At 67.8% G+C, this 25,964-nt stretch carries 26 protein-coding genes and 2 rRNA genes; 12 read left to right on the forward strand and 16 right to left on the reverse strand.

Annotation, left to right across the window (positions count from 1 at the left end; genetic code table 11):
• From ACGFSA_RS09755 to ACGFSA_RS09765, 3 genes are all read left to right on the forward strand, one after another.
• Positions 1-73, forward strand: a 23S ribosomal RNA gene (locus ACGFSA_RS09755); the annotation flags it as partial.
• A 79-nt stretch (positions 74-152) separates the two neighbouring features.
• A 5S ribosomal RNA gene (gene rrf, locus ACGFSA_RS09760) occupies positions 153-269 on the forward strand.
• Between the two features lie 100 nt (positions 270-369).
• Entirely contained in the window at positions 370-930 is a 561-nt protein-coding gene (locus ACGFSA_RS09765) for a GNAT family N-acetyltransferase (RefSeq protein WP_393302241.1), read from the forward strand.
• 105 nt (positions 931-1,035) lie between these two features.
• Here ACGFSA_RS09765 and ACGFSA_RS09770 read toward each other — a convergent pair whose 3' ends face one another.
• The 8 genes from ACGFSA_RS09770 to ACGFSA_RS09805 all read right to left on the reverse strand — a co-directional run bounded on the left by ACGFSA_RS09770 (position 1,036) and on the right by ACGFSA_RS09805 (position 10,203).
• A complete protein-coding gene (locus ACGFSA_RS09770; protein ID WP_393302244.1) occupies positions 1,036-2,580 on the reverse strand; it encodes a type IV secretory system conjugative DNA transfer family protein in 1,545 nt (514 codons plus the stop codon).
• Between the two features lies 1 nt (position 2,581).
• Positions 2,582-4,000: an ATP-binding protein gene (locus tag ACGFSA_RS09775; protein ID WP_393302247.1), complete on the reverse strand. Its 1,419-nt coding sequence runs from the start codon at positions 3,998-4,000 to the stop codon at positions 2,582-2,584.
• 19 nt (positions 4,001-4,019) lie between these two features.
• A complete protein-coding gene (locus ACGFSA_RS09780; RefSeq protein WP_393302250.1) occupies positions 4,020-5,570 on the reverse strand; it encodes an SCO6880 family protein in 1,551 nt (516 codons plus the stop codon).
• Positions 5,567-6,883: a hypothetical protein gene (locus ACGFSA_RS09785; RefSeq protein ID WP_393302815.1), complete on the reverse strand. Its 1,317-nt coding sequence runs from the start codon at positions 6,881-6,883 to the stop codon at positions 5,567-5,569. Before ACGFSA_RS09785 ends, ACGFSA_RS09780 begins: the two co-directional genes overlap by 4 nt.
• A 52-nt stretch (positions 6,884-6,935) precedes the next feature.
• The gene (locus tag ACGFSA_RS09790; protein ID WP_393302253.1) at positions 6,936-7,811 is read right to left on the reverse strand and encodes a hypothetical protein; all 876 of its coding nucleotides are present in this window, start codon (positions 7,809-7,811) and stop codon (positions 6,936-6,938) included.
• A gap of 187 nt (positions 7,812-7,998) precedes the next feature.
• A complete protein-coding gene (locus ACGFSA_RS09795) occupies positions 7,999-8,313 on the reverse strand; it encodes a hypothetical protein (protein ID WP_037695745.1) in 315 nt (104 codons plus the stop codon).
• Between the two features lie 305 nt (positions 8,314-8,618).
• Complete coding sequence (locus ACGFSA_RS09800) at positions 8,619-9,275, reverse strand: DUF402 domain-containing protein (protein WP_393302256.1); 657 nt, start codon at positions 9,273-9,275, stop codon at positions 8,619-8,621.
• A 154-nt stretch (positions 9,276-9,429) separates the two neighbouring features.
• Positions 9,430-10,203, reverse strand: a complete 774-nt coding sequence (locus ACGFSA_RS09805) for a hypothetical protein (RefSeq protein ID WP_393302259.1) — start codon at positions 10,201-10,203, stop codon at positions 9,430-9,432.
• A 90-nt stretch (positions 10,204-10,293) separates the two neighbouring features.
• Here ACGFSA_RS09805 and ACGFSA_RS09810 point away from each other — a divergent pair, with 90 nt between their 5' ends.
• Positions 10,294-10,782, forward strand: a complete 489-nt coding sequence (locus ACGFSA_RS09810) for an isochorismatase family protein (RefSeq protein WP_393302261.1) — start codon at positions 10,294-10,296, stop codon at positions 10,780-10,782.
• A gap of 36 nt (positions 10,783-10,818) precedes the next feature.
• On the opposite strand, the gene ACGFSA_RS09815 is transcribed toward ACGFSA_RS09810, so the two are convergent.
• The 4 genes from ACGFSA_RS09815 to ACGFSA_RS09830 all read right to left on the reverse strand — a co-directional run bounded on the left by ACGFSA_RS09815 (position 10,819) and on the right by ACGFSA_RS09830 (position 12,732).
• Positions 10,819-11,310 carry a GNAT family N-acetyltransferase gene (locus tag ACGFSA_RS09815; protein WP_393302264.1) on the reverse strand — a complete coding sequence of 164 codons (492 nt, stop codon included), beginning with the start codon at positions 11,308-11,310 and terminating at the stop codon, positions 10,819-10,821.
• A 129-nt stretch (positions 11,311-11,439) separates the two neighbouring features.
• Positions 11,440-11,694: a DUF397 domain-containing protein gene (locus tag ACGFSA_RS09820; RefSeq protein WP_393302267.1), complete on the reverse strand. Its 255-nt coding sequence runs from the start codon at positions 11,692-11,694 to the stop codon at positions 11,440-11,442.
• Positions 11,687-11,875, reverse strand: a complete 189-nt coding sequence (locus tag ACGFSA_RS09825) for a DUF397 domain-containing protein (protein ID WP_393302271.1) — start codon at positions 11,873-11,875, stop codon at positions 11,687-11,689. Before ACGFSA_RS09825 ends, ACGFSA_RS09820 begins: the two co-directional genes overlap by 8 nt.
• An 11-nt stretch (positions 11,876-11,886) precedes the next feature.
• Positions 11,887-12,732: a helix-turn-helix domain-containing protein gene (locus ACGFSA_RS09830; protein ID WP_393302274.1), complete on the reverse strand. Its 846-nt coding sequence runs from the start codon at positions 12,730-12,732 to the stop codon at positions 11,887-11,889.
• Between the two features lie 203 nt (positions 12,733-12,935).
• Here ACGFSA_RS09830 and ACGFSA_RS09835 point away from each other — a divergent pair, with 203 nt between their 5' ends.
• Entirely contained in the window at positions 12,936-13,394 is a 459-nt protein-coding gene (locus ACGFSA_RS09835) for an ATP-binding protein (RefSeq protein WP_393302277.1), read from the forward strand.
• 186 nt (positions 13,395-13,580) lie between these two features.
• Here ACGFSA_RS09835 and ACGFSA_RS09840 read toward each other — a convergent pair whose 3' ends face one another.
• Positions 13,581-14,645, reverse strand: coding sequence for a type III polyketide synthase (locus ACGFSA_RS09840; RefSeq protein ID WP_393302280.1), 1,065 nt, complete (start codon positions 14,643-14,645; stop codon positions 13,581-13,583).
• 20 nt (positions 14,646-14,665) lie between these two features.
• Here ACGFSA_RS09840 and ACGFSA_RS09845 point away from each other — a divergent pair, with 20 nt between their 5' ends.
• The gene (locus ACGFSA_RS09845; protein ID WP_393302283.1) at positions 14,666-14,905 is read left to right on the forward strand and encodes a hypothetical protein; all 240 of its coding nucleotides are present in this window, start codon (positions 14,666-14,668) and stop codon (positions 14,903-14,905) included.
• A gap of 479 nt (positions 14,906-15,384) precedes the next feature.
• Here the strand turns inward: ACGFSA_RS09845 and ACGFSA_RS09850 are convergent, their stop codons facing one another.
• The 3 genes from ACGFSA_RS09850 to ACGFSA_RS09860 all read right to left on the reverse strand — a co-directional run bounded on the left by ACGFSA_RS09850 (position 15,385) and on the right by ACGFSA_RS09860 (position 19,313).
• A complete protein-coding gene (locus ACGFSA_RS09850; protein WP_393302285.1) occupies positions 15,385-16,590 on the reverse strand; it encodes a cytochrome P450 in 1,206 nt (401 codons plus the stop codon).
• A gap of 278 nt (positions 16,591-16,868) precedes the next feature.
• Positions 16,869-17,927 carry a DUF1259 domain-containing protein gene (locus ACGFSA_RS09855; protein ID WP_393302817.1) on the reverse strand — a complete coding sequence of 353 codons (1,059 nt, stop codon included), beginning with the start codon at positions 17,925-17,927 and terminating at the stop codon, positions 16,869-16,871.
• Between the two features lie 477 nt (positions 17,928-18,404).
• Positions 18,405-19,313 (reverse strand): hypothetical protein, encoded by a 909-nt coding sequence (locus ACGFSA_RS09860; RefSeq protein WP_393302288.1) that lies wholly within the window; start codon positions 19,311-19,313, stop codon positions 18,405-18,407.
• Between the two features lie 91 nt (positions 19,314-19,404).
• Between ACGFSA_RS09860 and ACGFSA_RS09865 the strand changes: the two genes are divergently transcribed.
• The 6 genes from ACGFSA_RS09865 (at position 19,405) to ACGFSA_RS09890 (ending at position 25,834) form a co-directional block, all read left to right on the forward strand.
• Entirely contained in the window at positions 19,405-19,791 is a 387-nt protein-coding gene (locus tag ACGFSA_RS09865) for an SgcJ/EcaC family oxidoreductase (protein ID WP_393302291.1), read from the forward strand.
• A 174-nt stretch (positions 19,792-19,965) separates the two neighbouring features.
• Positions 19,966-20,361 (forward strand): hypothetical protein, encoded by a 396-nt coding sequence (locus ACGFSA_RS09870; protein WP_393302819.1) that lies wholly within the window; start codon positions 19,966-19,968, stop codon positions 20,359-20,361.
• Positions 20,358-22,154: an alpha/beta hydrolase gene (locus ACGFSA_RS09875; protein ID WP_393302294.1), complete on the forward strand. Its 1,797-nt coding sequence runs from the start codon at positions 20,358-20,360 to the stop codon at positions 22,152-22,154. Before ACGFSA_RS09870 ends, ACGFSA_RS09875 begins: the two co-directional genes overlap by 4 nt.
• A 59-nt stretch (positions 22,155-22,213) precedes the next feature.
• Complete coding sequence (locus tag ACGFSA_RS09880; RefSeq protein WP_393302821.1) at positions 22,214-22,693, forward strand: hypothetical protein; 480 nt, start codon at positions 22,214-22,216, stop codon at positions 22,691-22,693.
• 244 nt (positions 22,694-22,937) lie between these two features.
• Entirely contained in the window at positions 22,938-25,271 is a 2,334-nt protein-coding gene (locus tag ACGFSA_RS09885) for an alpha/beta hydrolase (RefSeq protein WP_393302823.1), read from the forward strand.
• A complete protein-coding gene (locus ACGFSA_RS09890) occupies positions 25,268-25,834 on the forward strand; it encodes a hypothetical protein (protein WP_393302297.1) in 567 nt (188 codons plus the stop codon). Before ACGFSA_RS09885 ends, ACGFSA_RS09890 begins: the two co-directional genes overlap by 4 nt.
• Positions 25,835-25,964: the final 130 nt, after the last annotated feature.

Consider the following 25,964-nt stretch of genomic DNA (forward strand, 5'->3'; position numbering starts at 1 on the left):
GTTGATAGGCCAGATGTGGAAGCCCGGCAACGGGTGGAGCTGACTGGTACTAATAGGCCGAGGGCTTGTCCTCAGTTGCTCGCGTCCACTGTGTTAGTTCTGAAATAACGAACGGCCGTGTTGTTGCCCGGTGTTGGTTAATTTCATAGTGTTTCGGTGGTCATTGCGTTAGGGAAACGCCCGGTTACATTCCGAACCCGGAAGCTAAGCCTTTCAGCGCCGATGGTACTGCAGGGGGGACCCTGTGGGAGAGTAGGACGCCGCCGAACAATTATTCCGGGAAAGCCCCGCACCTCTGGTGCGGGGCTTTTCTGCGTTCACGGACCGAATTCGATTGCTCGCGGCGGAACGGTCGGAGAGGATCGGTGTATGGACTATGTGATTCGCTCTGTACGCGCCGAGGAATGGGCGCTGGTCAAGGACATACGGCTCGCTGCCCTGCAGGATCCTGTGGCGCCGGTGGCGTTCCTGGAGACGTACGAGCAGGGCGTGGCTCGGCCCGACGAGTTCTGGCAGGAGCGCGCGGCCGGTGGGGCGGAGCCCAGTGGCGACGAGGTACGCCAGTTCATCGCCGAGGCAACCGACGGGAGTTGGGCCGGCACGATCAGCGTGCTCATCGAGCGACCGGACGGGGACGTGCGGTTCGGTGAGCCCGCCAAGGTGCACCAGGCCCATGTGGTCGGGGTCTATGTGCGGTCCGAGGCGCGGGGCAGCGGGCTGGCCGAGCAGTTGTTCCGCGCCGGGACCGAATGGGCGTGGTCACTGGGCGAGCCGCGGATCGAGCGGGTGCGGCTTTACGTGCACGAGAACAATCCGCGGGCCTCTGCCTTCTACCGGCGGTTCGGTTTCGCACCGACCGGGGAGACCCTTGCCGTACCGGACGATCCGACGGCGCTGGAGGTGGAGTACGAGATCGTCCGCCCCGTCTGACGTCTTCCGTACCGATCCGGCCCGTTTCCGCCCCGGACCGGATTCGGCCGGTTCAGGGGCTGCTGCCTTGAAGTCCCGGTCCTGGCCACCGCTCCGGCCACCGAGTTACGGCTGGAGCGGGGACGACCAGCGGGCCCGGGCCTGTTCCTTCGAGCGGAGCAGGACGAGCGTCGGCAGGCCCTGGTCCTGGCCGGTCGACAGCAGGTCAGGGAGTTGGGGGAGTGGTGCCACAGCCGCGACGTCGTCGAGGACCAAGGCCATTGGTGGGTCGAGCCGACCGTCGGTTGACCGTGCGGCCATGCGGCGGCCGTGCTCGACCACGTGTGAGGCGAGGGCGGTGAGCAGGGGCATCGCACCGGGTGCGGAGCGAGGATCCTCGATGGGTTCACCGACCACATAGAGCGTGCCCCCTTCGCCCGTAAAAGATTCCAGCACCAGCGAATCGGCCCGGTTCGGTGTGCAGGCCTCGCGGATGTGGACCGAGGAGAGTGCGGCGAACGCCCGTACCGTCAGCTCCTGGGCCATCTCCCGGCGTTCGGGGTGACCGGTGAGCGCGGACTCCAGCAGGCCGGCGAGTCCGGAGGCCGCCTTGGGGTGGGTACGGAGCAGGCGCACGGGTTCATGGGCGTTGCCGCCGAGGGCCCAGCGGTGGACCTGGCGGAACGGGCGACCGTCTATGGCGGCGGCGTGCAGCCAGCACTGGAGCAGGGTCTCCGCGGTCTCGGCCGTCATCGCGTCGATACGGGCCTGCGGCCGGACCGGGGCGAGGAGCGCGGCGGCGCGGGCGGCTGCCGTATCGGGCTGTTCGCATCCGGCGGTCGGGGACCAGTGGAGGCGGGCCGGGGTGTCGCAGAGGTGGCCGGGGTCGTAGACGAGGACCGGGCCGAGCTTGGCGCGGGCGTCCTTCGTCTCCGCCCAGACGGTGGGGTCCGAGGTGATGACGAGGGCGGGCCCGTCCGCCTCCCGGATGGCCTGGACGACCGTGGGGCGGCGGGTGGCGGCCGGGCCGTAGACGACGAGAGGTGTGCGGGGGGAGGGGACGGCCGGGGCGAGGAGAGGGGGCGCGAGCTCCTCGACGGATTCGGCCGGTGCCGGGGTGGGCGTGGGCGTGGGCGTGGGCATGGGCGTAGGCATGGCTGCGGGAGCGGGTGCGGGTGCGGGGAGCGGTGCGGGGGCGGAGACGTCCACTTCGGTGGACTCCTCGCGCCGCAGGTGCGCCGTGTGTCTCGCGTAACGCTCCTCGGAGCGCTCCGTATAACGTTCCTCGCGATGGTCTTCCCGTCGACGTGCTCGTCCCGCGCGCCAGCGTGCCACCACGCCCATCACGAACACTGTCAGCACCATGAGCACCATGAGTTCGCCTATGAACAGGCCCCAGAACAGCCCGTACCCGGAGAGCTCGTCCGCCGGTGTGTCGGGCCAGGCCGCCGGGATGTCGTGCGGGGACGCCGCCAGCCGGCGCATGGCGAGCGGCGTCTCGGTGAAGGTGACGCCCGTCGGCCACGCGCCGTGCGCGAACAGCCCGGACAGACCGGTGGCCGTCCAGGCCAGGAGGGCCAGCCCGAGCAGGAAGCCCAGCAGGCCGACCAGCAGACCGTCCGGGATGCCGCCGGTGCTCGGACCGGTCTGCTGCTCTGTACGCCCCGCCATGTCATGCCACCGTTGACTCGGACGACTCGTTCAGCCGTTGTTGGTGCTCGATGCGTGCCGCGCGCTGTTCGGTCTCCAGTTCCGCGGCCCGTACGTCCTCCGGCAGCAGATCGGCCGCGGACGACTCGGTCATCGCACGGTCGGTGAAGACCAGTGGTCGTTCCGCCTCGGTGATCAGGTGTTTGACGACCTGTACGTTCCCGTTGACATCCCATACCGCGATGCCGGGGGTGAGGGTGGGGATGATCTCGACCGCCCAGCGGGGCAGGCCGAGGACGCGCCCGGTCGCTCTGGCCTCGTCGGCCTTCTGCGCGTAGATCGTCCGGGTCGACGCCATCTTGAGGATCGCCGCCGCCTCGCGTGCCGCGGCCCCGTCGACCACGTCGCTGAGGTGGTGGACGACCGCGACGAACGACAGGCCCAGCCGTCGGCCGAACTTCAGCAGCCGTTGGAAGAGCTGGGCGACGAACGGTGAATTGATGATGTGCCAGGCCTCTTCGACCAGGAAGATGCGCTTCTTCCGGTCGGGCCTGATCCAGGTGTGTTCCAGCCAGACGCCGACGATCGCCATCAGGATCGGCATCGCGATCGAGTTCCGGTCGATGTGCGAGAGGTCGAAGACGATCAGGGGCGCGTCCAGGTCGATGCCGGCGGAGGTCGGGCCGTCGAACATGCCGCGCAGGTCACCGTCGACGAGCCGGTCCAGGACGAGGGCGACGTCGAGGCCCCAGGCGCGCACGTCGTCTATGTCGACGTTCATCGCCTCGGCGGAGTCGGGTTCCGGGTGGCGCAGTTGCTCGACGATGTCGGTCAGTACGGGTTGCCGGTCGGTGATCGTCTGGTTGACGTAGGCGTGCGCGACCTTCAGCGCGAAGCCGGACCGTTCGTCGAGGCCGTGGCCCATCGCGACTTCGATGATCGTACGGAGCAGGGCGAGCTGGCCCGTCGTGGTGATCGACGGGTCCAGCGGGTTGAGCCGGATGCCGCCGTTCAGGGCTGCGGTCGGGTCGAGGCGGATGGGGGTGAGGCCGAGCTCCTGGGCGATGAGGTTCCACTCGCCGACGCCGTCCTCGCCCTGGGCGTCGAGGACGACGACCTGGCGGTCGCGGAAGCGGAGCTGGCGGAGCACGTACGTCTTCTCCAGCGCGGACTTGCCGTTGCCCGACTCGCCGAGCACCAGCCAGTGCGGGGCGGGGAGCTGCTGACCGTACAGCTGGAAGGGGTCGTAGATGTACCCCTTGCCGGAGTACACCTCGCGGCCGATGATCACGCCGGAGTCGCCGAGACCGGGCGCGGCGGTGGGCAGGTACACCGCCTGGGCCTGGCCGGTCGAGGTACGCACGGGCAGTCTGGTCGTCTCCACCTTCCCGAAGAGGAAGGAGGTGAAGGCATCCGACAACGCGGACAGCGGATCTCGCATGGCGTGACTGCCCTCTCGGTTAGCGACGGATGCCGGTGGCGAACGGCAGGGTGTTCACAAAGGCGCGGTGGTGCTCGCGGTCGCACCACTCCAGCTTCAGATACGACTTGCCGGCCGAGGCCCGGATCGTCCGCTTGTCACGGGCGAGGGACTCGGGTGATCGCGACGACACGGTGATGTACCCCACGAGGTTCACTCCGGCCGCGCCGCTCGCGAGATCTTCACCCCGCTGGTCGAGCCTGCCGTGGGCGGCGATGTCGCGCGGGTCGACGGTCCGGTTCATCTTGGCCTGGCGGCTCGCCTCGGCCTCGTCGTTCGTCTTCTCCGTGAGCATCCGCTCGATGGCGATCTCGGTCGGTTCGAGGTCCATGCAGACCGCGACCGTACGGATGACGTCCGGGGTGTGGACGAGGAGCGGGGCGAGGAAGTTGACGCCGACGGGCGTCATCGGCCATTCCTTCACCCACGCCGTGGCGTGGCACCAGGGCGCACGTGTCGTCGACTCGCGGGTCTTGGCCTGCAGGTACGTCGGCTCGACCGCATCCAGTTCGGCGGGCCAGGCGTTGCGCTTCGTCATCGCCTGGATGTGGTCGATGGGGTGGTCGGGGTCGTACATCGAGTGCACGAGGGAGGCGAGCCGGCTCTGGCCGAGCGGCTGGCGCACCCGGATGTCGGCCTCGGCGAGGCGGGCGCAGATGTCGGTCAGTTCGCGCGCCATGACGACGGCGAGCCCGGCGTCCCGGTCGAGCTTGCGGCCTGCCTGGGGGCGGGCGGCGCGGGCCATGGCGTTTGCCTCGGCGGCCAGTTCGCGGTTGTAGTGCATGCACGCGACGAGGTAGGCGCGGTGCTGTTCGCTGGAGGTGGAGACCATCGACTGGAGCTGGTCGTACGACTCCTGCAGCCAGCCCGGGGCCGCCTTGTCGCCGCGTTGGGCGACGTCCTTCGCGTGCGCGTCGGGGTCGGCGGGCAGGGTGCGGGCGAGCATCTGAATACGGGTCACGAAGCCGTCACCGTTGGCCACATGCTTCAGCAGGGTGCCGAACCGGTCGACCAGCGCCTCCTGGTCCTCGCTGTCGCGGAGTCCGACGCCGGGGCCCTCGATCTCGATCGCCGCGGTGACGGTGCGGCGGTCGGCGTGCAGCAGTACGGCGATCTCGTCCGGGCCGAAGGGGGCGGCGAGCCAGTTGATCCGGCCGATGCCCGGGGGCGGTCCGACCTCGACCTCACGGCCGTCGCCCCGCACGCCCGCTTCCATGGCGGTGGAACGGTAGGTGGCGCCACGGCGCACGGACCGCTTGAAGCTGCGGTTGATTTCGAACCATTTGTAGAAGGTGCGGTGCTTGTACGGGACGTACACGATCGCCAGTGCCAGCAGCGGGAAGCCCGTGAGCAGCACGATCCGCAGGGACAGGACGGGGACGATCAGCCCGCTCATCATGCCGAGGAACGCGCCGACGATGATCAGCGCGATCTCGCCGGTCTCGCGGTTCTTGCCGACGATCGCGTTCGGCCGGGCCCGGCCGATGAGATACGTACGGCGGGGCGCGACCGGATGGGACTGGGTCGTCAACGCCCTCCACCTCCTGTGCTGTTGTTACCTGAATTGCCTGTACCGCCGCCCCGGTTGATGCGGCTGCTGTGCGGGGTGCCGGACGTGGGTCCCGACCCGCTGCGGGGCGGAGGTGCGGCGGAGGGGACAGATCCGCCGCCGACCCCGCTCCCGCCGGTATTGCGGGAGCTGTGCGCGGCCACACCGCCGCTGACCGGGTTCGCGGGCCTGCCGCCGCCGCTGTTGCCGCCGCCCTGTCCGCCGTTGTCGCCGCCGCTCCGGCTGCTGTGGGTCTTGATGCCCTGGGAGACGAGGGCGGCAGGGGAACTGATCAGGGCTGCGGCCTGGGCGCCGTCGGTGGCCTGCTTGCGGTTGGTGCGGGCACCCTGGATCTCGTCGCCGAAGCCGGGGACGAAGCGGTAGATCATCGCCGAGGCGAAGATCGCCAGGAGGATGATGGCGAGCCCGGAGACGACGGCGGAGAACGCGTTCGGTCCCCCGTCGGAGGAGAGCGCGCCGGCCAGCCCGAGCACGATGACGATCACCGGCTTCACCATGATCACCGCGATCATGATGCCCGCCCAGCGGCGGACATGGCCCCACATGTTCTTGTCGACGAGCCCCGAGTAGACGACGACGCCGAGAAGCGCGCCGACGTAGAGCAGGGCGGCCCGGATCACGAGCTCCAGCCAGAGCACGCCCGCGGCGAGGATCGACACGAGCGAGACGACGATCAGCATGATCGGCCCGCCGCCGATGTCGGAGCCCTTGCTCAGCGCCTCGGCGAACGAACCGAAGAAGACATCGGTCTGCCCGCCGGAGGACGACGCGATGACGTCCGTGACCCCGTCGGTCGCCGACACGACCGTGTAGAGGATGAGCGGCGTGAACGCGGACGCGAGGACGGTCAGCCAGAGGAACCCGACAGCTTCGGAGATCGCGGTGGCCACCGGAACGCCACGGATGGCGCGCTTGGCGACGGCGAGCAGCCAAAGGACGAGAGTGAGCACGGTGGAGGCGGCGAAGATGACCGCGTACTGCTGGAGGAACTTGGGGTTGGTGAAGTCGACGTTCGCGGTGCCCTTGACTGCCTCGCTGAGCTTGCCGACGATCCAGGCCGCGGCGTCGGCGCAGCCGCGGGCGAGGGAGGAGAGGGGGTCTAGGGCGTTGGTGGCGGAGTCGGGCGAGGTGGTTTTGGGGTTCCCTGCGTCGCCGTTTTCGCAGTAGTCCTTGGCCGGGCCGACGATGAGGCTGCAGTTGTCCTTGGAGGGCGAGGCCGACGGCGTGGGCGAGGGGGAAGGTGCCGCGGCAACACGGGTTGCCAGGATCACCATCGTTGCCTGGACGCTCGCCAGGACCGCACCGATCTTGACTAGGTGGCGTGAACTAGCGGGCATAGGTGAACCCTCCGTACTCCTCGGCAGCCTTGGCGATCTCGTCGGCGTTGGAGGCCGTACGGTCGGTGTTGACCGGTGCCGGTCCCTCCTTCTGGGAGAAGCTGTCGACCTTCCAGTCGTTGGCTTCCCACTGGAGTTTCAGCGTCATGGTGAACCAGTCGTTGCTGACCGGGTTGGTCGAGCTGACACCGGCTGTGCCGAATACCCCTGTGCACCACACCTCCACGGTGGTGGAGGTAGCCGAAGACTGGGTCACTTTGGTTCCGACAGGAGCAGTCCGTGAAACGTAGGTCATGCCTGCGGCGGCGTTGCCGTTCTCGTCGAGGCCGACCTTGTCGAGGAAGTTCTTGTTGTACGCCTCATTGAACTTGGCTTCGAGTTCGTCGACTTTGCTCGCGACGAAGACCTGCCGCACGATCGCGGCACGCTGGACCGGCTTGAGGATGTCGGCGGAGACGAGCGCCACCGAGTAATTTGCCGCAGCGCTCTGCGCACCCTGAGCATCGTGCGCGAACCCCGACGCGATCGAGCCGTTCTTCCCCGTCACCGGCTTCGTGCCCGTCGCAGCGGTGGGCGCCGAGCGCGCCTTGTCGCCGTCGTTCCCGCCGGACGAGGTGCCGTTGTCGCCGCCCCCGCCCAGGTTCGCGAACGCGATAGCCGTGATGAGCAGGACGACCACGCCGACCACGATGATCAGGGACCGTGAACTGCGGGCCGGCCGACGGGATCCGCCGTAGCCGTCGCCGCCCTCGCCGTCGGGGAATCGTGTACGGGTCTGGCGCGTTCCGCCGATGGTGCTGTATCCATCGTCCGTACGGCCTGAGCCCGAGTCGCTGCCGTAGCCGTGGTCGTCGCCGGCACTCATGCTGCGTAGGCCCCCTCAACCGTGTGCGATTCCGCGTAGTACGACGGTAGCCGTGCTGGTTCCCGCGCGGGCGCGGTGTGGTGACTCGACATCAGAGAGACGCAACCTCTGCCGGTGGGCACGACGGACGGATGGGGTGGAAGGGGAACGGGGCGGCGCCAGCCTCCCCGAGCAGGCTGACAGGCAGTTAGATGGCCATCCCGTAGACGATGGTGAACAGGGTTCCCAGCGATCCGATGATGAACACACCGGTCAGGCCGGCGACGATCAAGCCCTTGCCCTGTTCTGCACTGAACGTGTCGCGCAACGCCGTCGCGCCGATACGCTGCTTGGCTGCTCCCCAGATGGCGATGCCGAAGCAGAGCAGGATGGCAACGGCCATGACGACCTCGATCATCACCTTGGCTTCGTTGCCCAGGGCTCCGAACGGCCCCCACTTGGGAGCGATGCCGTTGATGATGGTGCTGATACCGCCCTTATCAGTGTCAGCTGCCAGGACCATGTAAGTCACCGCCCCTGTTGGGTAGTTCACTGCCCCTTGCCACATGGCATGGGTCACCCTCTATCTTCGCTGATGAATGCGCCCCGATACGACGCCTTGGCGCCCTCTCTTTCATGGGATCTCGCACGTTTGACCGGTCCGACCGCCCTGACCTGCGGATCGAATCGGTGTGTGACCACATGCATATGATTACTCTGTGTATCACGTAGGGTGACTCTGGGCAATCATTGCCATTTCGCCGCCCTGGCCGAGACCCGCCTCCGGTCCCTCCTCGCACCCATCGGGACAGGCAGATTGAGGGGCAGTCAGAGGACGGGGCGGCGGGGGCCCGGCGGGCGGGGCGGTGTCGTCCAGGTTTTCGGCGGCCGGAAGTCGCACCAGGATCCGTCGAAGGGAAAGGTTCCGGCCTCGGCGAGCCGAGCGACTCTGGTGCCTTCGGCGCGAATGGCCGCCGCTTCCTCGGCCGACCAGTAGACGGGGTGGCCGGTCTTCTCGGCGAAGGACTCCTCGTCCTTCCACCGCCAGGACCGGTCCGGCGCGACGTTGATGTCGAGCTCGTGGTCGGCGATGTCGATGTCGTCGCCGTGGTGGACGCGACGCTCCAGATTCACGTACCAACCGCGGAACTTTCCCCTGCGGCCGAAGAGCCAGAGCACGGAGTGTGCGGCGTCGGTGGGCTGATAGAAGAGGGCGCTGCCCATCGGCCACCGGTCGGGGACCACCGGATATCCGGTGGCAGGTCGGTCGTCCGGGGCGATGTCGCGGAGGTGTGCGCCTCCGGGGAGCTCCGTGCGCCACATGGGCGCGCCTGTCTCCATCCATACCAGCTGGCCTTCGTCCGTGCGGTCGACGAGACGTACGGGCACCGAGGCGCTCAAGTGGCCGCCTATGAAGAAGTTCCAGTGCAGAATCCGGCCCGGTACGTCGTCCGTGGTGTTGATCACGTGGGCGAGTCGGTTCATGAATCACTCCCTGCGGTCGGAGTCAGTGGTGGGGATGTGCCCGGTTTAGCCTGATCAGGAACCCGTTCAGGTGCGGGTGCCGTCGCGGGGTCATCGCGCGCACCATGTCCCGTCTCGCCGGATGTCGTGACCTGCACCGTCGCTACGAGCCGGCTCAGCGGGCCGTATCGAACTCGCGCACCACCTGTGGCAGGGCCTTGAGGACCGTCGTCGAGTGGTCGACCTCCCCGACATCGCTGAGCTGTTGGTCCGCCCCGTGGGCAATCAGCTGACGTCGGCAGTGCAGGGAGTTCGCAAAGGACACGTCCTTGTCGCCCTTGGCGTGAAAGAGGTGCACCGGGACTTCGGGCCGCCAGTCGCAGGTGGTGTCCATCACCTGCAGTCTCCGTTGCAGATTCCCCGTGGGGTTGCGCACCTGCTGGAGGAACTCCTCGGTGAACAGTTCCTTCGAGGTCGCGGGCAGCGCGGCCGCGATCTCCGACGCCTGGTGGTCGCCGTCGAACAGCGTGTCCACCGTCTTGTCGTAAGGGGCACGGAACGCCTGGTCCGGCGTGTCGTACAAGCCGTACATCCGGTTCCACGCGGTGGCGAAATAGGCGAGGTAGAGCGATGACCGGGCGACCTTGTCGTCTGCTGAGGCGGCCTCGAAACCACTCAGATCGAACGGGCCGGCGATCGGGGCCAGGACACCCAGACGAAAGTACGGGTCGACGCCCTGTTGCAGGGCCCGCCCGACCATCATCGTGGCGGGTCCACCCTGGGAGAACCCACTGACCAGTACACGCCGGTCGAGGCTGCGACCGTCCCGGCGGGCGAGGGAACGAGCCGCCCGCAACGCGTCCACCGAAGCGCTGACTGTCGCCTCCGGGTTCCCGTACGGATGGGTCCCAGGGCCCTTTCCCAGGCCGAGGTAGTCCGGTGCGGACACCGCGCGGCCCGTGATCCTCGGCCGGGCTGAACGGCCCCGTTGGTACTGCTGAAGGAGGGCAGGCTCGGGCCCTGGCCTACCATCGCCTCCATGCCCTCCGCGCTGATCCTCATCGACCTGATGCCACGCATCATCGCCCTGCCCCTTGCTCCGCACTCCGGCGAAGAGGTACTGACGCGCTGCCGTCGGTTGGCTGAGGCATTCAGGGCGAGCGATCACCCAGTGGTGCTGGTTCGAGTGGAGAGGCCGAACACAACCGAGCAGCCGCCAGGCAGCGGCTTCGCTGACGGCCTGGTCCAGCCCAGCGATGTTGTGGTCGTCAAGCGCACCGTCGGGGCATTCCATGGCACCGACCTGCACGACCAGTTGCGCAATCTGGGCGTGGACACGCTGGTGCTCGCTGGGCTGGTTACCACGATGGGGGTCGAGTCCACTGCGCGGGCCGCGAGCGACCACGGCTATGAGTTGGAGTTCGTCGCCGACGCGATGTCCGGTTTCGCTGCCGACGAGCACGACTTCACCGTGGAAAAGATCTTTCCCCGGTTCGGTGAAGTGCGTAACACGGCGGCCTACACCTGAATCAGTGGTCGTAGGCGGGGCCCGATGGGTGGGTGATCAGTGCATGGCAACAAGTCGGCGCTGATAACGCGTACCGGGGCGCTCGCCGATGCGCACGTCCCCCACCGCAGTGAACCCGTTGCGTCTGAGCACGGCCATGGACGCCAGATTGTCGAGGGTGGTGACTGCGGTGAGCGCGGAGAGCCGGTATGCCGCGGCAGCCAGGCGGCACACTTCCTCGACCGCGGCCGTTGCCACGCCGCGTCCAGCGGCGCGCTCGCCGATCCGGTAGCCGAGTTCAGCGGCCCCTTCCTCGACGTCCACAAGATTGACGCGGCCGACCAGCTCTCCCCGGTCGTCCACGACGACATGGAACTGACACACACCGGCGTCCTGTTCGGCGAGCAGTGCACGGTGACGGGCGGCGAACTCAACGAAGTACAGGTCGCCGCGATCCGGTATGGACCGTGCGAAGTACTCGCGGTTCTCCCGCTCGAAAGCCAGCAAGGCGTGTGCATGGTCGGCCCGGAGCCGCTCCAACGTCAGCATGTTCGACAGCGTACGTACTGTCGATCGCGCCCGCCCCGCAGTTCGGGTGTGGAAGACAAAGATCAAGCTGAGCGGGCACCGCAGTGGCCGGGCTGGGTACCGGCACGGAATGGGCGGGGCCCCGGACCGTCATGCCCGGGCAGCCGGGCTGTCTTCGCCACCGCGCTCCGCGAAGTGGTCGAACTCGCCGGCCATGACGCCTTTGGTGAAGGCGTCCCATTTCGTCCTCGTGGTCGTGACGATGTTGGCGGGGTCGCTTGTCTCACGGAGGTGGACGAGTTCGCCCTCGCCGAAGGCGATCTCGATCCAGGGACCGGGGCCTTCTTCGCCCTCGGGAGCGGCGCGGACCCAGGTGAGGTCGGCCCGTGCGCGCTGGTCAGCCATGGTTGGTGCCGTCCTTGACACTTCGGAGGAGGGCGGCCCAGGCAGTGGGGGTGGTGCGGAGTATGGCTCCGGTGGGGTCGCTGCTTTCGGTGACGTTGACGGTGCGGTCGCGGGCGGCGACGTGTACGCAGGAGTTCCCCTGGGCGCAGTAGGAGGACTTCTGCCAGGCGAGATCGGCCATCTTGGGTTCCTTCACAGGCTGCGGGCGATGTTGTGGATGAAGTCTCGGGACTCGTCGCTGTCGAGCGCAGTGGTTTCCATGCGGCCGAGGAGTACGCGGTACTTCTCCAGTTGAGCCTCGGCATCGAGGAAGACGGGCCCGTGCGACTGGTCGAGATTTACGGTGTCGAGCTCTGGCACCGGCCCAAGGAAGTAATAGATCGACTGTCCGGACCCGGCGTAGGTTCCTGCGGAGAACGGGATCACCTGGAGGGTGATGTGCTCGCGCTCGCTCATGTCGAGCAGGTGCCGGAGCTGATGGCGGGTCACCCCTGGGCCGCCGAACTGCATCCGCAGCGCGGCCTCATGGACGACCGCTTGGTGCGGTGTCGGCGATTTCCGGAACAGGACTGTCTGCCGCTTGATGCGGAATGAGATGCGGTGCTCGATGTCGGGCGGCGACAGCTCCGGTACGTCCTGGCGGAAGACTTCGCGCGCGTATTCCGCGGTCTGCAGAAGGCCGGGGATGTGGACGGTAACGGCTGTACGGAGTCGATGAGCATGGTGCTCGATCTCGGCCAGATCGAGCAGTGGGGCAGGCAGGATCTCCCTGTACTCCTCCCACCAGCCGCGCGTACGGTCGCCGGTCATGTCGCTCAGAGCCGCGACGAGGTCCTTGTCCGGGCAGTCGTAGTGGCAGGCCAGGGTGCGAACCCGTTCCGGGCTCACGCCGACGCGGCCCGCTTCCATGTTGCTGATCTGGTTCTGCTTCACGCCCAGTAGCTGACCGGCCTGCGTAGCGGTGAGTCCTGCGCGCTCGCGGAGTTTGCGCAGCTCACCACCGAACCGGAGTTGACGACCCGTCGGCCTTGATCTCACGGGTGTGTTCGCCTCCTTGAGCGGCTGGTCACCCACACGGGTGTCAGTTTATGGATTCCCCGGGAATCGGTTAACACATTAGCCGTTGGTCGCTACGTTAGTGCTCAGGCCTCCGCCCGGAAGTACCCCGCTCGACGGAGCGGTCTCGTCACCGGGCAATCAGAAACGCGCGATCCAACGTCCCTCCGTGATCGGAGACTTCCATGGTCCTGGCCACCGTAACGCCGCCCTGGGCGTACACCCTCCAACTTCCGCAAGATCCCCGGGCCCCGGGCATCGCCCGCGCCACCCTCCGCTCCGTACTGCGCGTGCACGGCATGGGTGATCTCATCGACACCGCCGAGCTGTTGGCGAGCGAGCTCGTCACCAACGCGTACCGCTACTCCTCGGGGCCGTACTCACTCCGGCTGCGCGACGCAGGCCGGCACCGGATCAGGCTCAGCGTCTGGGACACCAACCCGGACATCCCGCCGCCGTTCCAGGGCGGCGCAAAGGCTCCGGCGCCGCTCGCCGAGTGCGGGCGTGGGCTGCATCTCGTCACCCTGTGGGCGGACAGCTGGGGCGCGTATCCGCTGCATGGCGGGCTGCCGGGGCACGGCGGGAAACTGCTCTGGGTGGAGTGCGTGTGGAAGCCGGACTGTCAGTGGAGTGACCTGTCGTGACCGTGTGCGGCGACGTTGCTGGAGCGGCCGAGAGGGAGCCGGTCGCCCCTCCATCACCGGACGGGCATGAGGGCGACCCCCGGGCCTCAGGCTGCAGACAGCGCCTGAGGCCCGGGGGCCGGGGTCGGTGTGGTTGCGGGCTTCCCGTTCAGGTTGCCCTGCGCGCGCACCGTGCGGATGCGTGCTTCACGTCCTTGCCTCGGGCTCCGAGGTCCACGTTCCGAGGGAGATCTCGGCGGTGATGCCCGGCCCGAAGCCGGCCATGATGCCGCGCTGGCCGTGGAGGGTGGACGCCTCGTCGAACATGCGGGCCAGGGCGTCGAGTACCACCGCGCTGGCTATGTTGCCGTACTCGGTGAGCGTGGCCCGGCTGAAGCGGAACGCTTCGGGCGGCACGTCGAGGAAGCGGCTCAGGTCGTCCAGGATGCGCGGACCGCCGGCGTGGATGATGTAGAAGTCCAGCTTGCTGGCGTTCCACTGGTGCTGTTCCGCGAGGGCGCTCAGGGCCGGGGCAAGTGGCTCCATGGTTCCGGGCACGCGCTTGTCGAGCTGGAAGTGGAAGCCCGTGGACCGGACCGCGTAGGAGATCCATTCCTCGGTGTCCGGGATGATGTACGACCCGTTGCGTTCCAGATGGACTCCGGTGCCGCCCTGGCCCCGTACCACGACGGCGGCGATCCCGTCGCCGAACAAGCCGTTGGACAGCAGGGACCCCACGCCCAGATCGGTGGGCTGGTAGCAGAGCGAGCAGAACTCGCAAGCGATGACAAGCACGTTGCGGTCGGGGTACGCCGTGCAGAAGTCGTGGGCCCGGTTGACGGCTGCGCCACCCGCCGCACAGCCCAGTTGGGCGATCGGCATCTGCCGTGTCTCCGGCCGGAAGCCCATCGTGTTGATGAGCCACGCGGTCGGCGGAGGCATCATGAAGCCGGTGCAGGAGACGTAGATGATCAAGTCGATCTGCGACGGTTCGAGTTTGGCATGGTCCAGTGCCTGGCGGACGACAGCCGGGACGCGGGCCTTGGTCTGTGCCTCGTAGATTTCGCTGCGCGCATCGAACCCCGGGTGTTGCAGCACCTTTTCGATCGGCTGGATCAGATGCCGTTTCTGAACCCCGGTGTGTTCGATCAGACGGAGGACCAGATCGAGCTGCGGATGGTCGCCGTGCAGCCGTTGTGCCAGTTCGAGGGTTTCGTCGTTGGTGATGACGTACTCGGGAACTGCGATTGCGGGCTTGCAGAGTACCGCCATGGATCTCCTCCTAGCGGACGATGAACCACACGGCCGAGCCTGACCGGATGCGGGGGCAGGTATCGGCCGACGGTAGCCACTGCGGCACCGTGCGTGGAGCGGCGCGGGACACACCTTTTGGTTGCGGCGCCGAATTCGATGCCCCTGGGATGGGCATGGACGAGCCGATCGACGAATGCGCTGAAATCTCACCGTATGGGCAGATGAATTTCGGCCACACCCTGATCGGCCCTGGAAATCACGCTACGGCAGGCGGGTGAGGGTCGCACGTCGGACGGAACGCACTGTCCGGGAGCCCCGGAATCTTCCGGGTTTCCGCCCTCCGAGGGCCGATGCGGCACCACTCTGACCATGTTGTTGTCCTTGGCCACGGCGGGCGGACCGCCCGTGCCCAGCGGGTGCACGGCCGGCCCGCCCGAGGGGCCGCCCCACGGTGGGAGACGCACCGCTGCGGGGCGGCGGTCACCCCTCCCGCGGACCGGTGATCACCGGCCGGAGCGGGCCGCCCCCGCTCCGGCCGGTGCGAGCCACGAAGCCGGACACGGGGGCCGCCCTGCCGCCGGTCATCGATTCACCTGCTCTGCGGCGCCCGGGCTGCGCGCGGCAGTCCGGGCGTTCCCGCGCCATGGCCGGACCCGGGCCGCAGCGCGGTGGGTCTTCACGGGTGTCGCCCCATCGGTGGCCCGGATCGCGTGCTGCGGTCGCACGAAGAGCCTGGTGCCCTGATGGGGTATCGGCCTCACCAGGCGACGGGCAGTGCGAGCGGATAACGCCAGATCGATGTCTTGTTCCAGGTCACTTCTTCGGCCGGCTTTGCCAGCCGGAGGTCAGGGAAGCGTTTCAGGAGGGTTCCGAGTGCGACGTGGAGCTCCGTGGCGGCGAGCGGGGCGCCAAGACAGTGGTGGCCACCCCAGCCGAAGGTCATGTGGGACGGACCGGTGCGTTCCAGGTCCAGCTCGTCGGGCCGGTCGAACTTCCGGCCGTCCCGGTTGGCCGTCAGGTAGGAGACGTGCACGATGTCTCCCGCTCGGATCTTCACCCCGCTCAGTTCCACGTCCTCGGTGGCGACGCGGGGAATGCCGACGCCCTTGCGGAAGGGGATGAAGCGCAGCAGTTCCTCGATGGCCTGCGGCAGCATCTCGGGGCGGGCACGCAGCATGGCCAGCTCCTTGGGCCGCGTGAGCAGGGTGTATGCGATGTTCCCGATCTCGTATGTGGTGGTGTCCTGGCCGGTGATGAGCAGGACCATGGCCATGACGGTCAGCTCTTGATCGTCGAGGAGCTCGTCTCCGTCACGGGCGGTGGCCAGCGCGCTGATCAGGTCGTCGCCCGGGTTCTCCCGCCGCTGCGCCGTCAGCTTGGCGAAGTAGGCGCGGAGCTCGGCCTTGGCGCGTACCGCGTTGTCCCGGTTGTCGATGCCGACGTCCATCATGGTGCGCGCGTGGGCGCGCAGCTGAGCGTGGTCGCCCTCGGGAATGTCGAGGACCTCGCAAATGGTGGTCAGGGGCAGGGGAGCCGCGAGGTGCTCGAAGAGGTCGGCGGGGGAACCGTGCTCCTCCATCCGGTCCAGCAGCTCATCCACGACATGCTGGGTACGGACCCGCATGCGCTCCATGTGGCGCGGCGCGAAACCCTTGGAGATCAGGCTGCGCAGGCGGCTGCTGGCCGGTGGGTCCATCACATTGATCGCCTCGTCCTGAACGATGGGTTCAGGGGTCATCCGCGGGAAGTTCCGGCCGATGATGGCGCTGCGGCTGAAACGCCGGTCGGTGGTCACCGTGCGTACGTCGTCGTAGCCGGTGACGAGCCATGCTTCCCCGTCGCCGTGGGGCAGCCGGATGCGGGAAACGGGCGCGTCGTTCTGTAGTTGCTTGAGCAGCGGATCGAATTCGAGGGCCTCGGCGTAGTCGAATGGACAGTTCCGCGGCGTGGGGGCTGGTTCCATACGGAGCTCCAGATATCGGATCTGACGGATGGTTCATTCCCTACCGGGATGAACGGGACATAAGTGCCCGTTCGTCTTCCGTGGCACGCACCGCGCCGGGGCAATTAGTCCATTGGAATTGACCATCCCGCTGATGTGGAAGGTTCTGGCCCGTGGAAGGGGCGGGGCAGGCCGGCGTCGCGTACGCACGCCTGCGAAACGTGCCGCGTCGGTGCCCGAGGGTGCCCAGGGGCCTGGGAGCGGGTACCCGAGAGCAACCCGCTCCTCATCCCTCTTTCTCAGCCGGCCGGCACGACGTTGGTGGCGTCCACCGCGGGGCGCAGCCCTCGGGCTAGTTCGACGGCGTCGCCCACGGCCCAGAAATGGGTGAAGAACAGGCGGGGGTTTTCCGTCAGGTGGTGGTTGTGCAGCTCGACGAGCTTGATCCCGCCGCGGCGCAGGGCCCCCAGTACGTTCTGGACCTCCTCGGCGAGCATGACGCAGTCGCCGCTGAGCGCGGCCCGGCCGCCCCCCAGCGGCTGGAAGATGAACGCGCTGGTCGATCCCAGGCCGGGAGGCAGTACCAGATGGCCGTCGCAGATCGTCTCCCGACGGGCGAAGACGACCTTGTAGACCACGCCATCGGGGGAACCCTTGGCGCCCAGCGCAGCCTCGATTCCGGCAATGTCCAGGTCGTTGGGGATCGGCGGGCCGGTCGGAACCGCCGGCGGGGTCCCTGTGAGGTCGAATCCCGCGCGCAAGCCGCGCGCCAGGGCCACTTCGTCGTAGCCGTGTCCGTGGACGTGGGTCCACCAGATGTCGGGTGTCTGGGCGAGCAGATGCTTGTGGAGCGCGGTCAGGGCGATTCCGTGCGACTGAAAGGCGTCGCTCACCTGCTGCAGTTCGTCCTCGGTGACCGCTACATCGCCCATCACCATCGTGCTGCCGTCGGCGTAACGGACGAAGGACACGTGCGTGCCCAGCGCGAGCGCCGGTGTGATGACGATGCCGTCAGAGACCACGTGAAGATCCCCGCGGGGGAAGGGCGTGTGGTAGATCGTTCCCCGCAGCATGTTGCCTCCGCGGCCCAGCGTGCGTGCGACGTCCGTCCAGTCCGACTCGGTGGTGGTCACCGGCTTGACCCGCCGGTGACTCCGGTCTCCGGGCATCCCGGGCATCCCGGGCGTTCCGGGGGGCAGGGGATGAGCGGCGGCCGCCTCTGCCCCAGCTCCGGCGAGGATCGGCGCCAGCGCCGCTGCGGCCAGCACGCGCCGTCGTGACGTAGTCGCCCGTGTGTACGTGTCCTGCTGTCGATCTTCAGCCATCATCTGATCGCCTCCATGGCGAGATGAAACCATGCGAAACCGGCTGAAAGTGGATGCTCCGTCATGAGGTGGGTCCGGATGGGCCAAGCGTGTGGCACACGCTCCGGCCAACGAGGCGCAGGAGCGTCCGAAGTGGGCGACCTGTGCGGGGCCGTCGTCGCCCTCGCGGCCAAGCCCCCGCCCGGCGCTACGGCCAGCACGCAGGTCAGCCGACAGTCGCTGCTGGCCGACGTCGCGAACCTCACGGCCCGCAACAGCCGCCTGTCCGCGCACATCACCCGGCTCGAACGACGACTCTCCGAGGCCCCTGGGCCAAGCGGCTTGGGAAGCCTCCGGCCTCGGCGCCCCGGCAGACGTCGAGACACTCACCCGCCGGGTCACCGAGCTGGAACAGCAAATCCTCGACCTCCGCGCGGAACTCGACGAACGGGACGAGGAGCTCAATGCGGCACTGGCGGCCAACCGAGAGCTGATGGCCCAGGTCAACCACTGACCGCGGAAACGGCAGACTCAACTCCCATTCGGCGACGGCGAGATCCCTCGCAGCCCCTTGTAAGGAACGGGTTGGCCAGTGCGCGCGTCGAGCAGGACGCGGTCGTGCAGGGGACGTTCCAGTTTCACCGTCAGCTGCTGCATCCTCGCCTGCTTGGTGCAGATGCTGCCGTCCTCGTGGTCTTTGACGGTGGCCGACAGCACGACGCTGCCGCTCGTTTCCAGCGCGTCCACCTTCGGGCCGTCGTCGCAGGCGCCATGGAGGGCGACCACGGTCACCGAGCGCCCGTCGGAGGCGATCCGGACGAGCCGGTCGAGCGGATAGCCGGGGATGTCGCGGGCCGCCTCGATCGGAGCCAGGGGAAGTTTCGGCGGGACGACCGCTGCCTGCTTAAGAGGGGTGGCATAGCCGTCCAGGGTGAAGAGCCAGGCCGGGACCGTCGCCGGTCCACGGCTGGTGGCCAGAGTCATCTCGCCCAGCTCCACCCTGGTCACCGTGAGGTGCGGTTCTCCGCCGACGTGGGTGCCGGCCAAGGTCTTGTACGACTCGTCCGCACCCACCAGCGGCCGGGTGAGCGAGTCGCCCCCGGCCCACGTCGCTTGGCCGTCCTTGGGCCCGGTGCCGGGCAACTCGCCCCTCAGGGCGAAGTTCTGGTTCTCGTAGGCCTGCTTGTCAGCCTGGCTGCGCAGGCCGCCCCGCGGCAGCTGGACCGTTTCCCCCATGGGGTAGTAGCCGGCACGCCATGCGGCAGCTGCGGTTGAGCCGTCCCAGGCCGCGGCGACCTGCCGGGCACGGTCTGTGAGTACCTCCGCGTCACCGCCTGCCGCCGCCTGCCGGCTGCCGCAACCGGAGACGGCCGCCAGGCCGACAGCGGACAAGATGACCCCAGCAAGCAGACTGGCGGAGCGCGATGCCCTGATGCGCATGTGTCCTCCCAGACGAACGGAGCAGCAGCAAGCTGTTCTGGCCTTGTGACGTGGCCGGGCCAAAACGGGTTTCACCGGTTGCGGCAGCGGGATGGGACAACGCCGTCAGAGTGTCTACGCGGCCTGGGCCGACAATGACGCGGACGCTTTCGCCGCGCTGTACACGCAGGACGCGACCTCGGTGCTGCCCGGTTCGTACAGCGACGTAAAAGAAGCGATCCGTGCCCGGATGGCAGCCGGATTCGCGGGACCGCTCAAGGGCTCGACCGTTGTCGACGAGGTGCGGAGCGTTCGGTTCATCGGCGAGGACGCCGCCGTGGTGATCAGCCGCAGCGGAATCCTGCCGACGGGCGAGTCCACGGTCCCCGCCGACCGCTTCGTACTCGCCACATGGGTCCTGGCAAGGGCGGCCGGGCAGGGGGCGGGGGAGGGCTGGCTGGTCGCCGGATACCACAACTGCCCGGCCGGCAACGCCTGATCGCACGCCCTCCGGCGGCCCACCGATCGGGTGAAATCCCGCTGGGGTCGGGGCGGGGCTTCGGCCTTGCAATTCAGGGCCGAACGCCCACCCCGAGGGCCGACGCGCATGGCATGTCGGGTGCGCCGCCTTTGGGACAGTGCCGCTCCACGATCAAGGAGCGGGGTGAGCGGCATGGCCGCGGTGGGCCGGCAGAGGCTGAGCGATCTGGGCGGGGCGGGCGGGGCTGGTGACGGTGCGGGTGGTGGTGGCAGGGATGTGCTGAAGCACAGCGACGGCCCCTGGCTGCGGGCCGCCGGGGGAGCCGAGTCGCTGCATACGCTGCTGGGGCCGGTGAAGACCGAGCTGGATCGCGCGCACGAGGGGGTCGTGGCGGGGACCGTCGGGTTGGAGGCGCTGGCCGAACTCGGCTCCGTACGCGAGTCGTGGCAGCGGCGGATCGAAGCCGCGCGCGGCGAGTGCGGGAGCCTTGCCGGGAAACTCCGCGCCGTCGTACGGGTCCAGGGCGTCACGGACGAGACCGTGAAGTCGTCCTTCGCGCGGGCTGCGTCGCGGACCGGTGGGCAATGACCTCGAAGATCACGTGGGCCCAACTGCGCGACGTGAACTGCGCCGAACTGGAAGGCGCGGCCGACGGGTGGGGCCGGGCCAGCAACCTGGCCGACGCCAGCCGGGACCGCATCGACAAGCAGATGCTGAACGAGTTGCGCGGGACGCAACGGGGCGAGGCGGCCGACGCTGCCGTCGGGCGGCTGAGACAACTCAGCCGGAACTTCCAGTACGTGTACACGGAGTGCGGTCTGCTCCGCACCACGCTGAACAGCATGGCCCACGAAATCAGGTGCCAGCAAAGGGCGTTGCAGGAAGCGCTGGACGACGCAGAAGCACTGAAGTTCACCGTGCACCCGGACGGGTCGGTGACCTACCCGGAGGCCGGCGAGGGGCTGATCGACGGCAAGCCGATGCCGGGCGGGACGGCGACCGGGGGAGGAGTACCGGGACTGCTGCCGCCCTCGGGTCTCGTCGCCCCCAACCCGAACGTGGCCAAGGCGCAGGACATCGCCGACCGGGTGGCCAAGGTCGTGCGGACAGCGGCCGACATCGACTGGCGGTACACCCGGATCCTGCGGAATCTGAAGGCCGAGGAGGGCCTGAAGGTCCCCGACTCGACCTGGACGGACGCGGCGACGGACGCGGCAGCGGTGAGGAACGCTGCGGGCGCCTACCTGAACGAAGCCATCCCGCACGACGCGAGCCCGGCCGAACGCAAGGCGTGGTGGGCCGGGCTGACACAGGAACAGCGGGAGGAGTACCTCGCGGTGTACCCGGACCAGATCGGCAACCTGGACGGAATCCCGGCGGTCGTACGGGACGCCGCCAACCGGGACAACCTGCAGCTGCTCATCGGGAAGCTGGAAGGGCAGGAGGGGGACAAGGCGGAGACGCAGTTGGCGGGGTTGCGGGAGATTGACCGGCAGCTGCACGACGGCCGGAAGCCGCCGATGTTCCTCCTTGGGATTGGCGACGAGGGGAATGGGCGGGCGATTGTTTCTTACGGGAATCCGGATACGGCTCGCAATGTGTCAGCTTATGTGCCGGGGCTGAGCACGGCGCTGGACGAGGAGTTCGCGAAAAGCGACCTCAAGCGTGCTCGTGATACCGCAATTGGGACTCAGCGTCACGATTCTTCCAGTGCTGCCATCGTCTGGCTTGGTTATGACGCACCACAAACGCCTATGGATGATCCCCTGGGAAGCCTGGCCGTCATGGGCGATGGCAGGGCTGAAAAAGGTGGTGCAGCGTTCAATGGTTTTATGGGTGGTCTGGCAGCCACGAATGAAAACGAGAACCCGCATCTTACGGCTATCGGGCACTCCTATGGCTCACGCACCGTGGGTGCTGCTACTCAGCAAGGTGGAGGGATTCCTGGTGTGGACGACATTGTGCTAGTCGGAAGTCCTGGGGTCGGTGTGGACCATGCGGAGGATCTCGGAGTTGGGAAGGAGCACGTCTTCGTCGGAGCGGCTGAGAACGACGTGGTGACCATGCTTCCCTCCAAGCAGCAGAGCGCTGTCGGTGTCCTGGGGCTGATTGCCGGAGGGCCCTCCACTGCGTATATGGCCGGGGGTCTCGCGGATCCTGGAGATGATGACCTCTGGTTCGGCAAGGATCCGGCGAGCAAGGAATTCGGTGCTAGGCGTTTTCGTGTAGAGGAGGGTCCACAGCTGATCAGTCGCGAGGGGATCTCCATCGATGCGCATTCCCAGTATTTCGACCCAGAACGAAACGCCGTATCGGCGGACAGTATTGCACTGGTTGCCGCAGGAAAGTCCCGTGAACTCAAGATGGAGGAGCCGCGGTGAGGTGCCAGTTCAGGATCGTGACAGCAGTGGTGCTGTCGTGTGTGCCACTGTTCGGCTGCATGGCTAGTGAGAAGAGGACCGACATGAATATGCAGGGAGCGGCAGAACACGCAGACAGAATGCTCGATGCCGTATTGAACGCTATCGAGCCTGAGGTCCAGTGGGCCCATGGGCCGACGACTACGGGGAGCTGTGATATCTCCCGTAGGCGCACAGTGATGACCATTGTGTCTGCAGAGCGGCGAGGAAGTTTTCTGGGTGTCGTGGACCGCTTCTGGCGTAAGAGTGGCTACCGAATCAAGGCGATTAACAATAGTACGGAAGTGCCAGCGATCTATGCGCAGACGAATGCTGGCTTTGGGATCAGTCTCGTCTTCGGCGGCAAGGGGCAGGCCTTCTTCGAAGTCGACAGTCCCTGCGTGAAGGAATCAGACGTGGCCGAGTCCACCACCCGGCCCAACGGTCCTGCGTACGAGGACGTCTATCCCCTTCCCCGCCCCAACGTGCACTCCGACTTCTGGTCCGCCGGAGCAATCTGACGCCACATCAGGACAACGTGACCCGAACCCCCAGATGTATCGCGCACTTTGAGTCTCGCATTGGGCCCTGGGGCCCATGCCCCGCCCGGTGCCCGTGTGGTCGCATACGTGGAGTGGCGGCTCTGTCACTGCTCACTGCACCCACTCACCAGGTAGGGGACTCGCCGTGTCTGGCATACGAGGATTAGCGGTTCCGGGTGGCGTCGACGCGGATGCTGTCGTGGCCCATCCGGGCAGGCAGCCCCTGCCGAGCGCGCTGCAAGCAGTGCTGATCCTCGTCCGGGTGCTCTTCGTGGTCACCGTCGTCGGAGCGATCGACGTGTTGTCGGTGGCGACTTCGGTCGATGCGGTGGACGGTCGGCTGCTGGGCATGCTGCTGTACGCGGCTTTACCGGGCGTCACCGGGTTCGTCCTCTCGCTGTATCTGTGGACCGGTGGCGTCCGGATCCGCCGCGGACTCGTTGCCGTACACGTCTGGCTCGTCCTCGGTGCGCTGGCCACCTTGAGTGGGGACGGCGGCGTCCAAGGTGTCTTCCAGTTGGTGATACCTGCCGCCGTCGTCGTTCTTTTGTTCCTGGGGAGTTCCCGCGCCTGGTTCAGGCTCAGTCCTGAACAGCGCGTCGCGCAGAGGCCGTTCGTTCTCACGCGGGTGATCAGGGCCCGTCGTGACCGTGGCCAGACCGCGATGGAGTACCTCGGTGCGGTCCTGGTGGTCGTGGCCCTTGTGGGTGCGCTCATGGCGACGCAGGTCGGCGGGCAGCTGACCGGTGAGATCCAGAGTGCGATCTGCCGGCTGACCGGTAGTGCCTGCCCGGCGGCGGGCAGTGGGGTGGTGGCCGGCCATGGCACCGATGGCGGTGGTGGTGCCTCTGGCGGTGGCGGTACGGAGTCCGACGGTGTGGACTCCGGGGGGTCGACCGTCGCCGGAGGGACTTCTTCGCCCGGTGGGTTGGGGGCATCCGGGGGTACGGACTCCGGAGGGTCCGCAGCATCCGGGGGTACGGACTCCGGGGGATCGGGAGCCGGCGGTTCAGCGGCGTCGGGTGGTGCGGACTCGGGTGGCACGGATGCCTCGGGCGGGTCCACCGCTTCCGGCGGAGACGGCGGCAGCGCCACCCAGGCCGCCAAGGGTGGCGGCGGTTCGAGCGCCGCCGGTCACGCATCGGACGGCGGCTTCTTCACCGGGCTCGTCGGCGACGGCCTCTGGGGCGATGTCAGCGGTGCCGCGGACGCCGTTTTCCACCCCGTCACGAACGGCAGGAACCTCGGCGACCAGGTCGCCCAGTACGCGCAGAGCGCGAGCGACAAGTGGTCTCAGGGCGACCGCGCCGGTGCGGCGGGGGAGCTGATCAAGGGGGTCACCGGGGTCGGTGGCGTCGGCGCCGGGCTGCCCGGTTCAGGCTCCCGTGTCGGGGCGGCCGTGCAGGCGGACCAGCGCGACTATCTGAACGCCCGCATCCCGCGCAACGGCACTGCTGCCGGGCGCAAGGCGTGGTGGGACGGGCTCACGCAGGACCAGCGTGACCAGTACCTCGCCCTTTCCCCGGATCAGATCGGCAACCTCGACGGGATCCCGGCGGCGACCAGGGACGCGGCCAACCGGAAGAATCTGACTCAGCTGATCGGGAAGCTGTCGGGGCAGAATGACGCGAAGTCGCAGAAGCAGCTCGCCGGACTGCGGGAGATCGAGCGGCAGTTGAAGGAGAACGGGAAGCAGCCGCCGATGTACCTGCTCGGCATATCGGACGAGGGAAACGGCCGGGCGATCGTCTCGTTCGGGAATCCGGACACGTCGAAGAACGTGTCGGCGTATGTGCCGGGGTTGAACACCTCTCTGGACGAGGAATTCGCGAAGAACGATCTCAAGCGGGCCCGCGACACGGCGATCGGTGCCCAGGGGTACGAACAGTCCGGTGCGGCGATCGTCTGGCTCGGCTATGACGCGCCGCAGACGCCGGACGGGCTGAGCAGCCTGGCGGTCATGGGTACGGGGCGGGCGGAGAAGGGCGGCGTGGCGTACAACGACTTCATGAGCGGTCTGGTCGCCACCAACCAGAACAAGGATCCGCATCTGACGGCCATCGGGCACTCGTACGGTTCGCGGACCGTGGGAGCCGCTGCGCAGCATGTCGGCGGAATCCCGGGGGTCGACGACATCATTCTGGTCGGCAGCCCGGGGGTGGGTGTGGATCAGGCCGTGGATCTCGGGGTCGGTGCCGGACACGTCTTCGTCGGCGCCGCGGCGAACGACCCGGTGACCAAGCTCCCGTCCAAGCTGCAGGCCGCCGTGGGCACGCTGGGGATGCTGGCATTCGGTCCCGCTGGTGCATACTTCGCCGGGGATCTGGCCGACCCGGGGGACGACGATCTCTGGTTCGGCAAGGACCCGGCGAGCAAGGCATTCGGCGCCAGGCGCTTCCCCGTGGGCGACGGACCACCGGTGGTCAGCGGCTCCGGCCTGAGCTTTGATGCCCACTCTCTCTACTTCGATCCGGTGAGGGACGCCGTCTCGTCGGACAGCATCGCTCTGATCGTGTCGGGACACGCCGACAGGCTCAAGATGGAGGCACAGCGATGAAGCGACGGTTCCGGATCGTTGCGGTGGCCCTGGCCCTCGGCTTCTCCCTGTCCGCGTGCGGGAGCGAACACCGGGAACAAGGGGACAGCGGAGGGAAGAAGGGGCGCATGGACATGCAGCAGGCCGCCGAGCGGTCCGACAGCATGCTGGACGCGGTGCTGAAGGCCATCGATCCCGAGGTGCAGTGGGCGCACGGGCCGACGACTGCGGGGACGTGCGATGTGACCCGCAGGCGCACCGTGATGACCATCGTGTCGGCGTCGCGCCGGGCGGATTTCCTGGATCAGGTGAAGGCGTTCTGGCGGAAGAGCGATTACCGGATCAAGGCGATCAACAACGACACGGAGTTCCCGGCCGTCTATGCCCAGACGGACGCCGGGTTCGGTATCAGTGTCAGCTTCCGCGGAAAGGGGCAGGCGTTCTTCGAGGCGGACAGTCCCTGCGTGAAGGAGTCGAAGGTCGCCGATTCCACATCCAGGCCGAACGGCCCGGCGTACGAGGGCGTCTACCCCCTGCCCCGTCCCAACGTGCACTCCGACTACTGGTCCGCCGAGGCGTCCTGAAGGCGCGTCAGTGACGGGAATCCGTGCTCGGCCGCCCCGGTCGGTGACCCCGGTGAGCCTGCCTGTGCTCCGAACAACTCGCACACACCCGCGAAACCGGCCTTGAACCCGCCCCCGATGGGGGATGGTT

Source organism: Streptomyces sp. NPDC048496 (genome assembly GCF_043200055.1).
GTDB lineage: Bacteria > Actinomycetota > Actinomycetes > Streptomycetales > Streptomycetaceae > Streptomyces.

Excerpts from the sequence above, each read along its gene's own strand:
- ACGFSA_RS09795 (WP_037695745.1), bottom strand. The coding sequence starts at position 8,313 with ATGGTCCTGGCAGCTGACACTGATAAGGGCGGTATCAGCACCATCATC.
- ACGFSA_RS09890 (WP_393302297.1), top strand. The coding sequence starts at position 25,268 with ATGAAGCGACGGTTCCGGATCGTTGCGGTGGCCCTGGCCCTCGGCTTC.
- ACGFSA_RS09785 (WP_393302815.1), bottom strand. The coding sequence starts at position 6,883 with ATGGTGATCCTGGCAACCCGTGTTGCCGCGGCACCTTCCCCCTCGCCC.
- ACGFSA_RS09790 (WP_393302253.1), bottom strand. The coding sequence starts at position 7,811 with ATGAGTGCCGGCGACGACCACGGCTACGGCAGCGACTCGGGCTCAGGC.
- ACGFSA_RS09870 (WP_393302819.1), top strand. The coding sequence starts at position 19,966 with ATGGCCGCGGTGGGCCGGCAGAGGCTGAGCGATCTGGGCGGGGCGGGC.
- ACGFSA_RS09810 (WP_393302261.1), top strand. The coding sequence starts at position 10,294 with ATGCCCTCCGCGCTGATCCTCATCGACCTGATGCCACGCATCATCGCC.
- ACGFSA_RS09775 (WP_393302247.1), bottom strand. The coding sequence starts at position 4,000 with ATGCGAGATCCGCTGTCCGCGTTGTCGGATGCCTTCACCTCCTTCCTC.
- ACGFSA_RS09860 (WP_393302288.1), bottom strand. The coding sequence starts at position 19,313 with ATGCGCATCAGGGCATCGCGCTCCGCCAGTCTGCTTGCTGGGGTCATC.
- ACGFSA_RS09815 (WP_393302264.1), bottom strand. The coding sequence starts at position 11,310 with ATGCTGACGTTGGAGCGGCTCCGGGCCGACCATGCACACGCCTTGCTG.
- ACGFSA_RS09850 (WP_393302285.1), bottom strand. The coding sequence starts at position 16,590 with ATGGAACCAGCCCCCACGCCGCGGAACTGTCCATTCGACTACGCCGAG.
- ACGFSA_RS09875 (WP_393302294.1), top strand. The coding sequence starts at position 20,358 with ATGACCTCGAAGATCACGTGGGCCCAACTGCGCGACGTGAACTGCGCC.
- ACGFSA_RS09835 (WP_393302277.1), top strand. The coding sequence starts at position 12,936 with ATGGTCCTGGCCACCGTAACGCCGCCCTGGGCGTACACCCTCCAACTT.
- ACGFSA_RS09845 (WP_393302283.1), top strand. The coding sequence starts at position 14,666 with ATGAACCACACGGCCGAGCCTGACCGGATGCGGGGGCAGGTATCGGCC.
- ACGFSA_RS09865 (WP_393302291.1), top strand. The coding sequence starts at position 19,405 with ATGGGACAACGCCGTCAGAGTGTCTACGCGGCCTGGGCCGACAATGAC.
- ACGFSA_RS09765 (WP_393302241.1), top strand. The coding sequence starts at position 370 with ATGGACTATGTGATTCGCTCTGTACGCGCCGAGGAATGGGCGCTGGTC.
- ACGFSA_RS09825 (WP_393302271.1), bottom strand. The coding sequence starts at position 11,875 with ATGGCCGATCTCGCCTGGCAGAAGTCCTCCTACTGCGCCCAGGGGAAC.
- ACGFSA_RS09820 (WP_393302267.1), bottom strand. The coding sequence starts at position 11,694 with ATGGCTGACCAGCGCGCACGGGCCGACCTCACCTGGGTCCGCGCCGCT.
- ACGFSA_RS09880 (WP_393302821.1), top strand. The coding sequence starts at position 22,214 with ATGGCTAGTGAGAAGAGGACCGACATGAATATGCAGGGAGCGGCAGAA.
- ACGFSA_RS09840 (WP_393302280.1), bottom strand. The coding sequence starts at position 14,645 with ATGGCGGTACTCTGCAAGCCCGCAATCGCAGTTCCCGAGTACGTCATC.
- ACGFSA_RS09855 (WP_393302817.1), bottom strand. The coding sequence starts at position 17,927 with ATGGTTTCATCTCGCCATGGAGGCGATCAGATGATGGCTGAAGATCGA.
- ACGFSA_RS09800 (WP_393302256.1), bottom strand. The coding sequence starts at position 9,275 with ATGAACCGACTCGCCCACGTGATCAACACCACGGACGACGTACCGGGC.
- ACGFSA_RS09770 (WP_393302244.1), bottom strand. The coding sequence starts at position 2,580 with ATGGCGGGGCGTACAGAGCAGCAGACCGGTCCGAGCACCGGCGGCATC.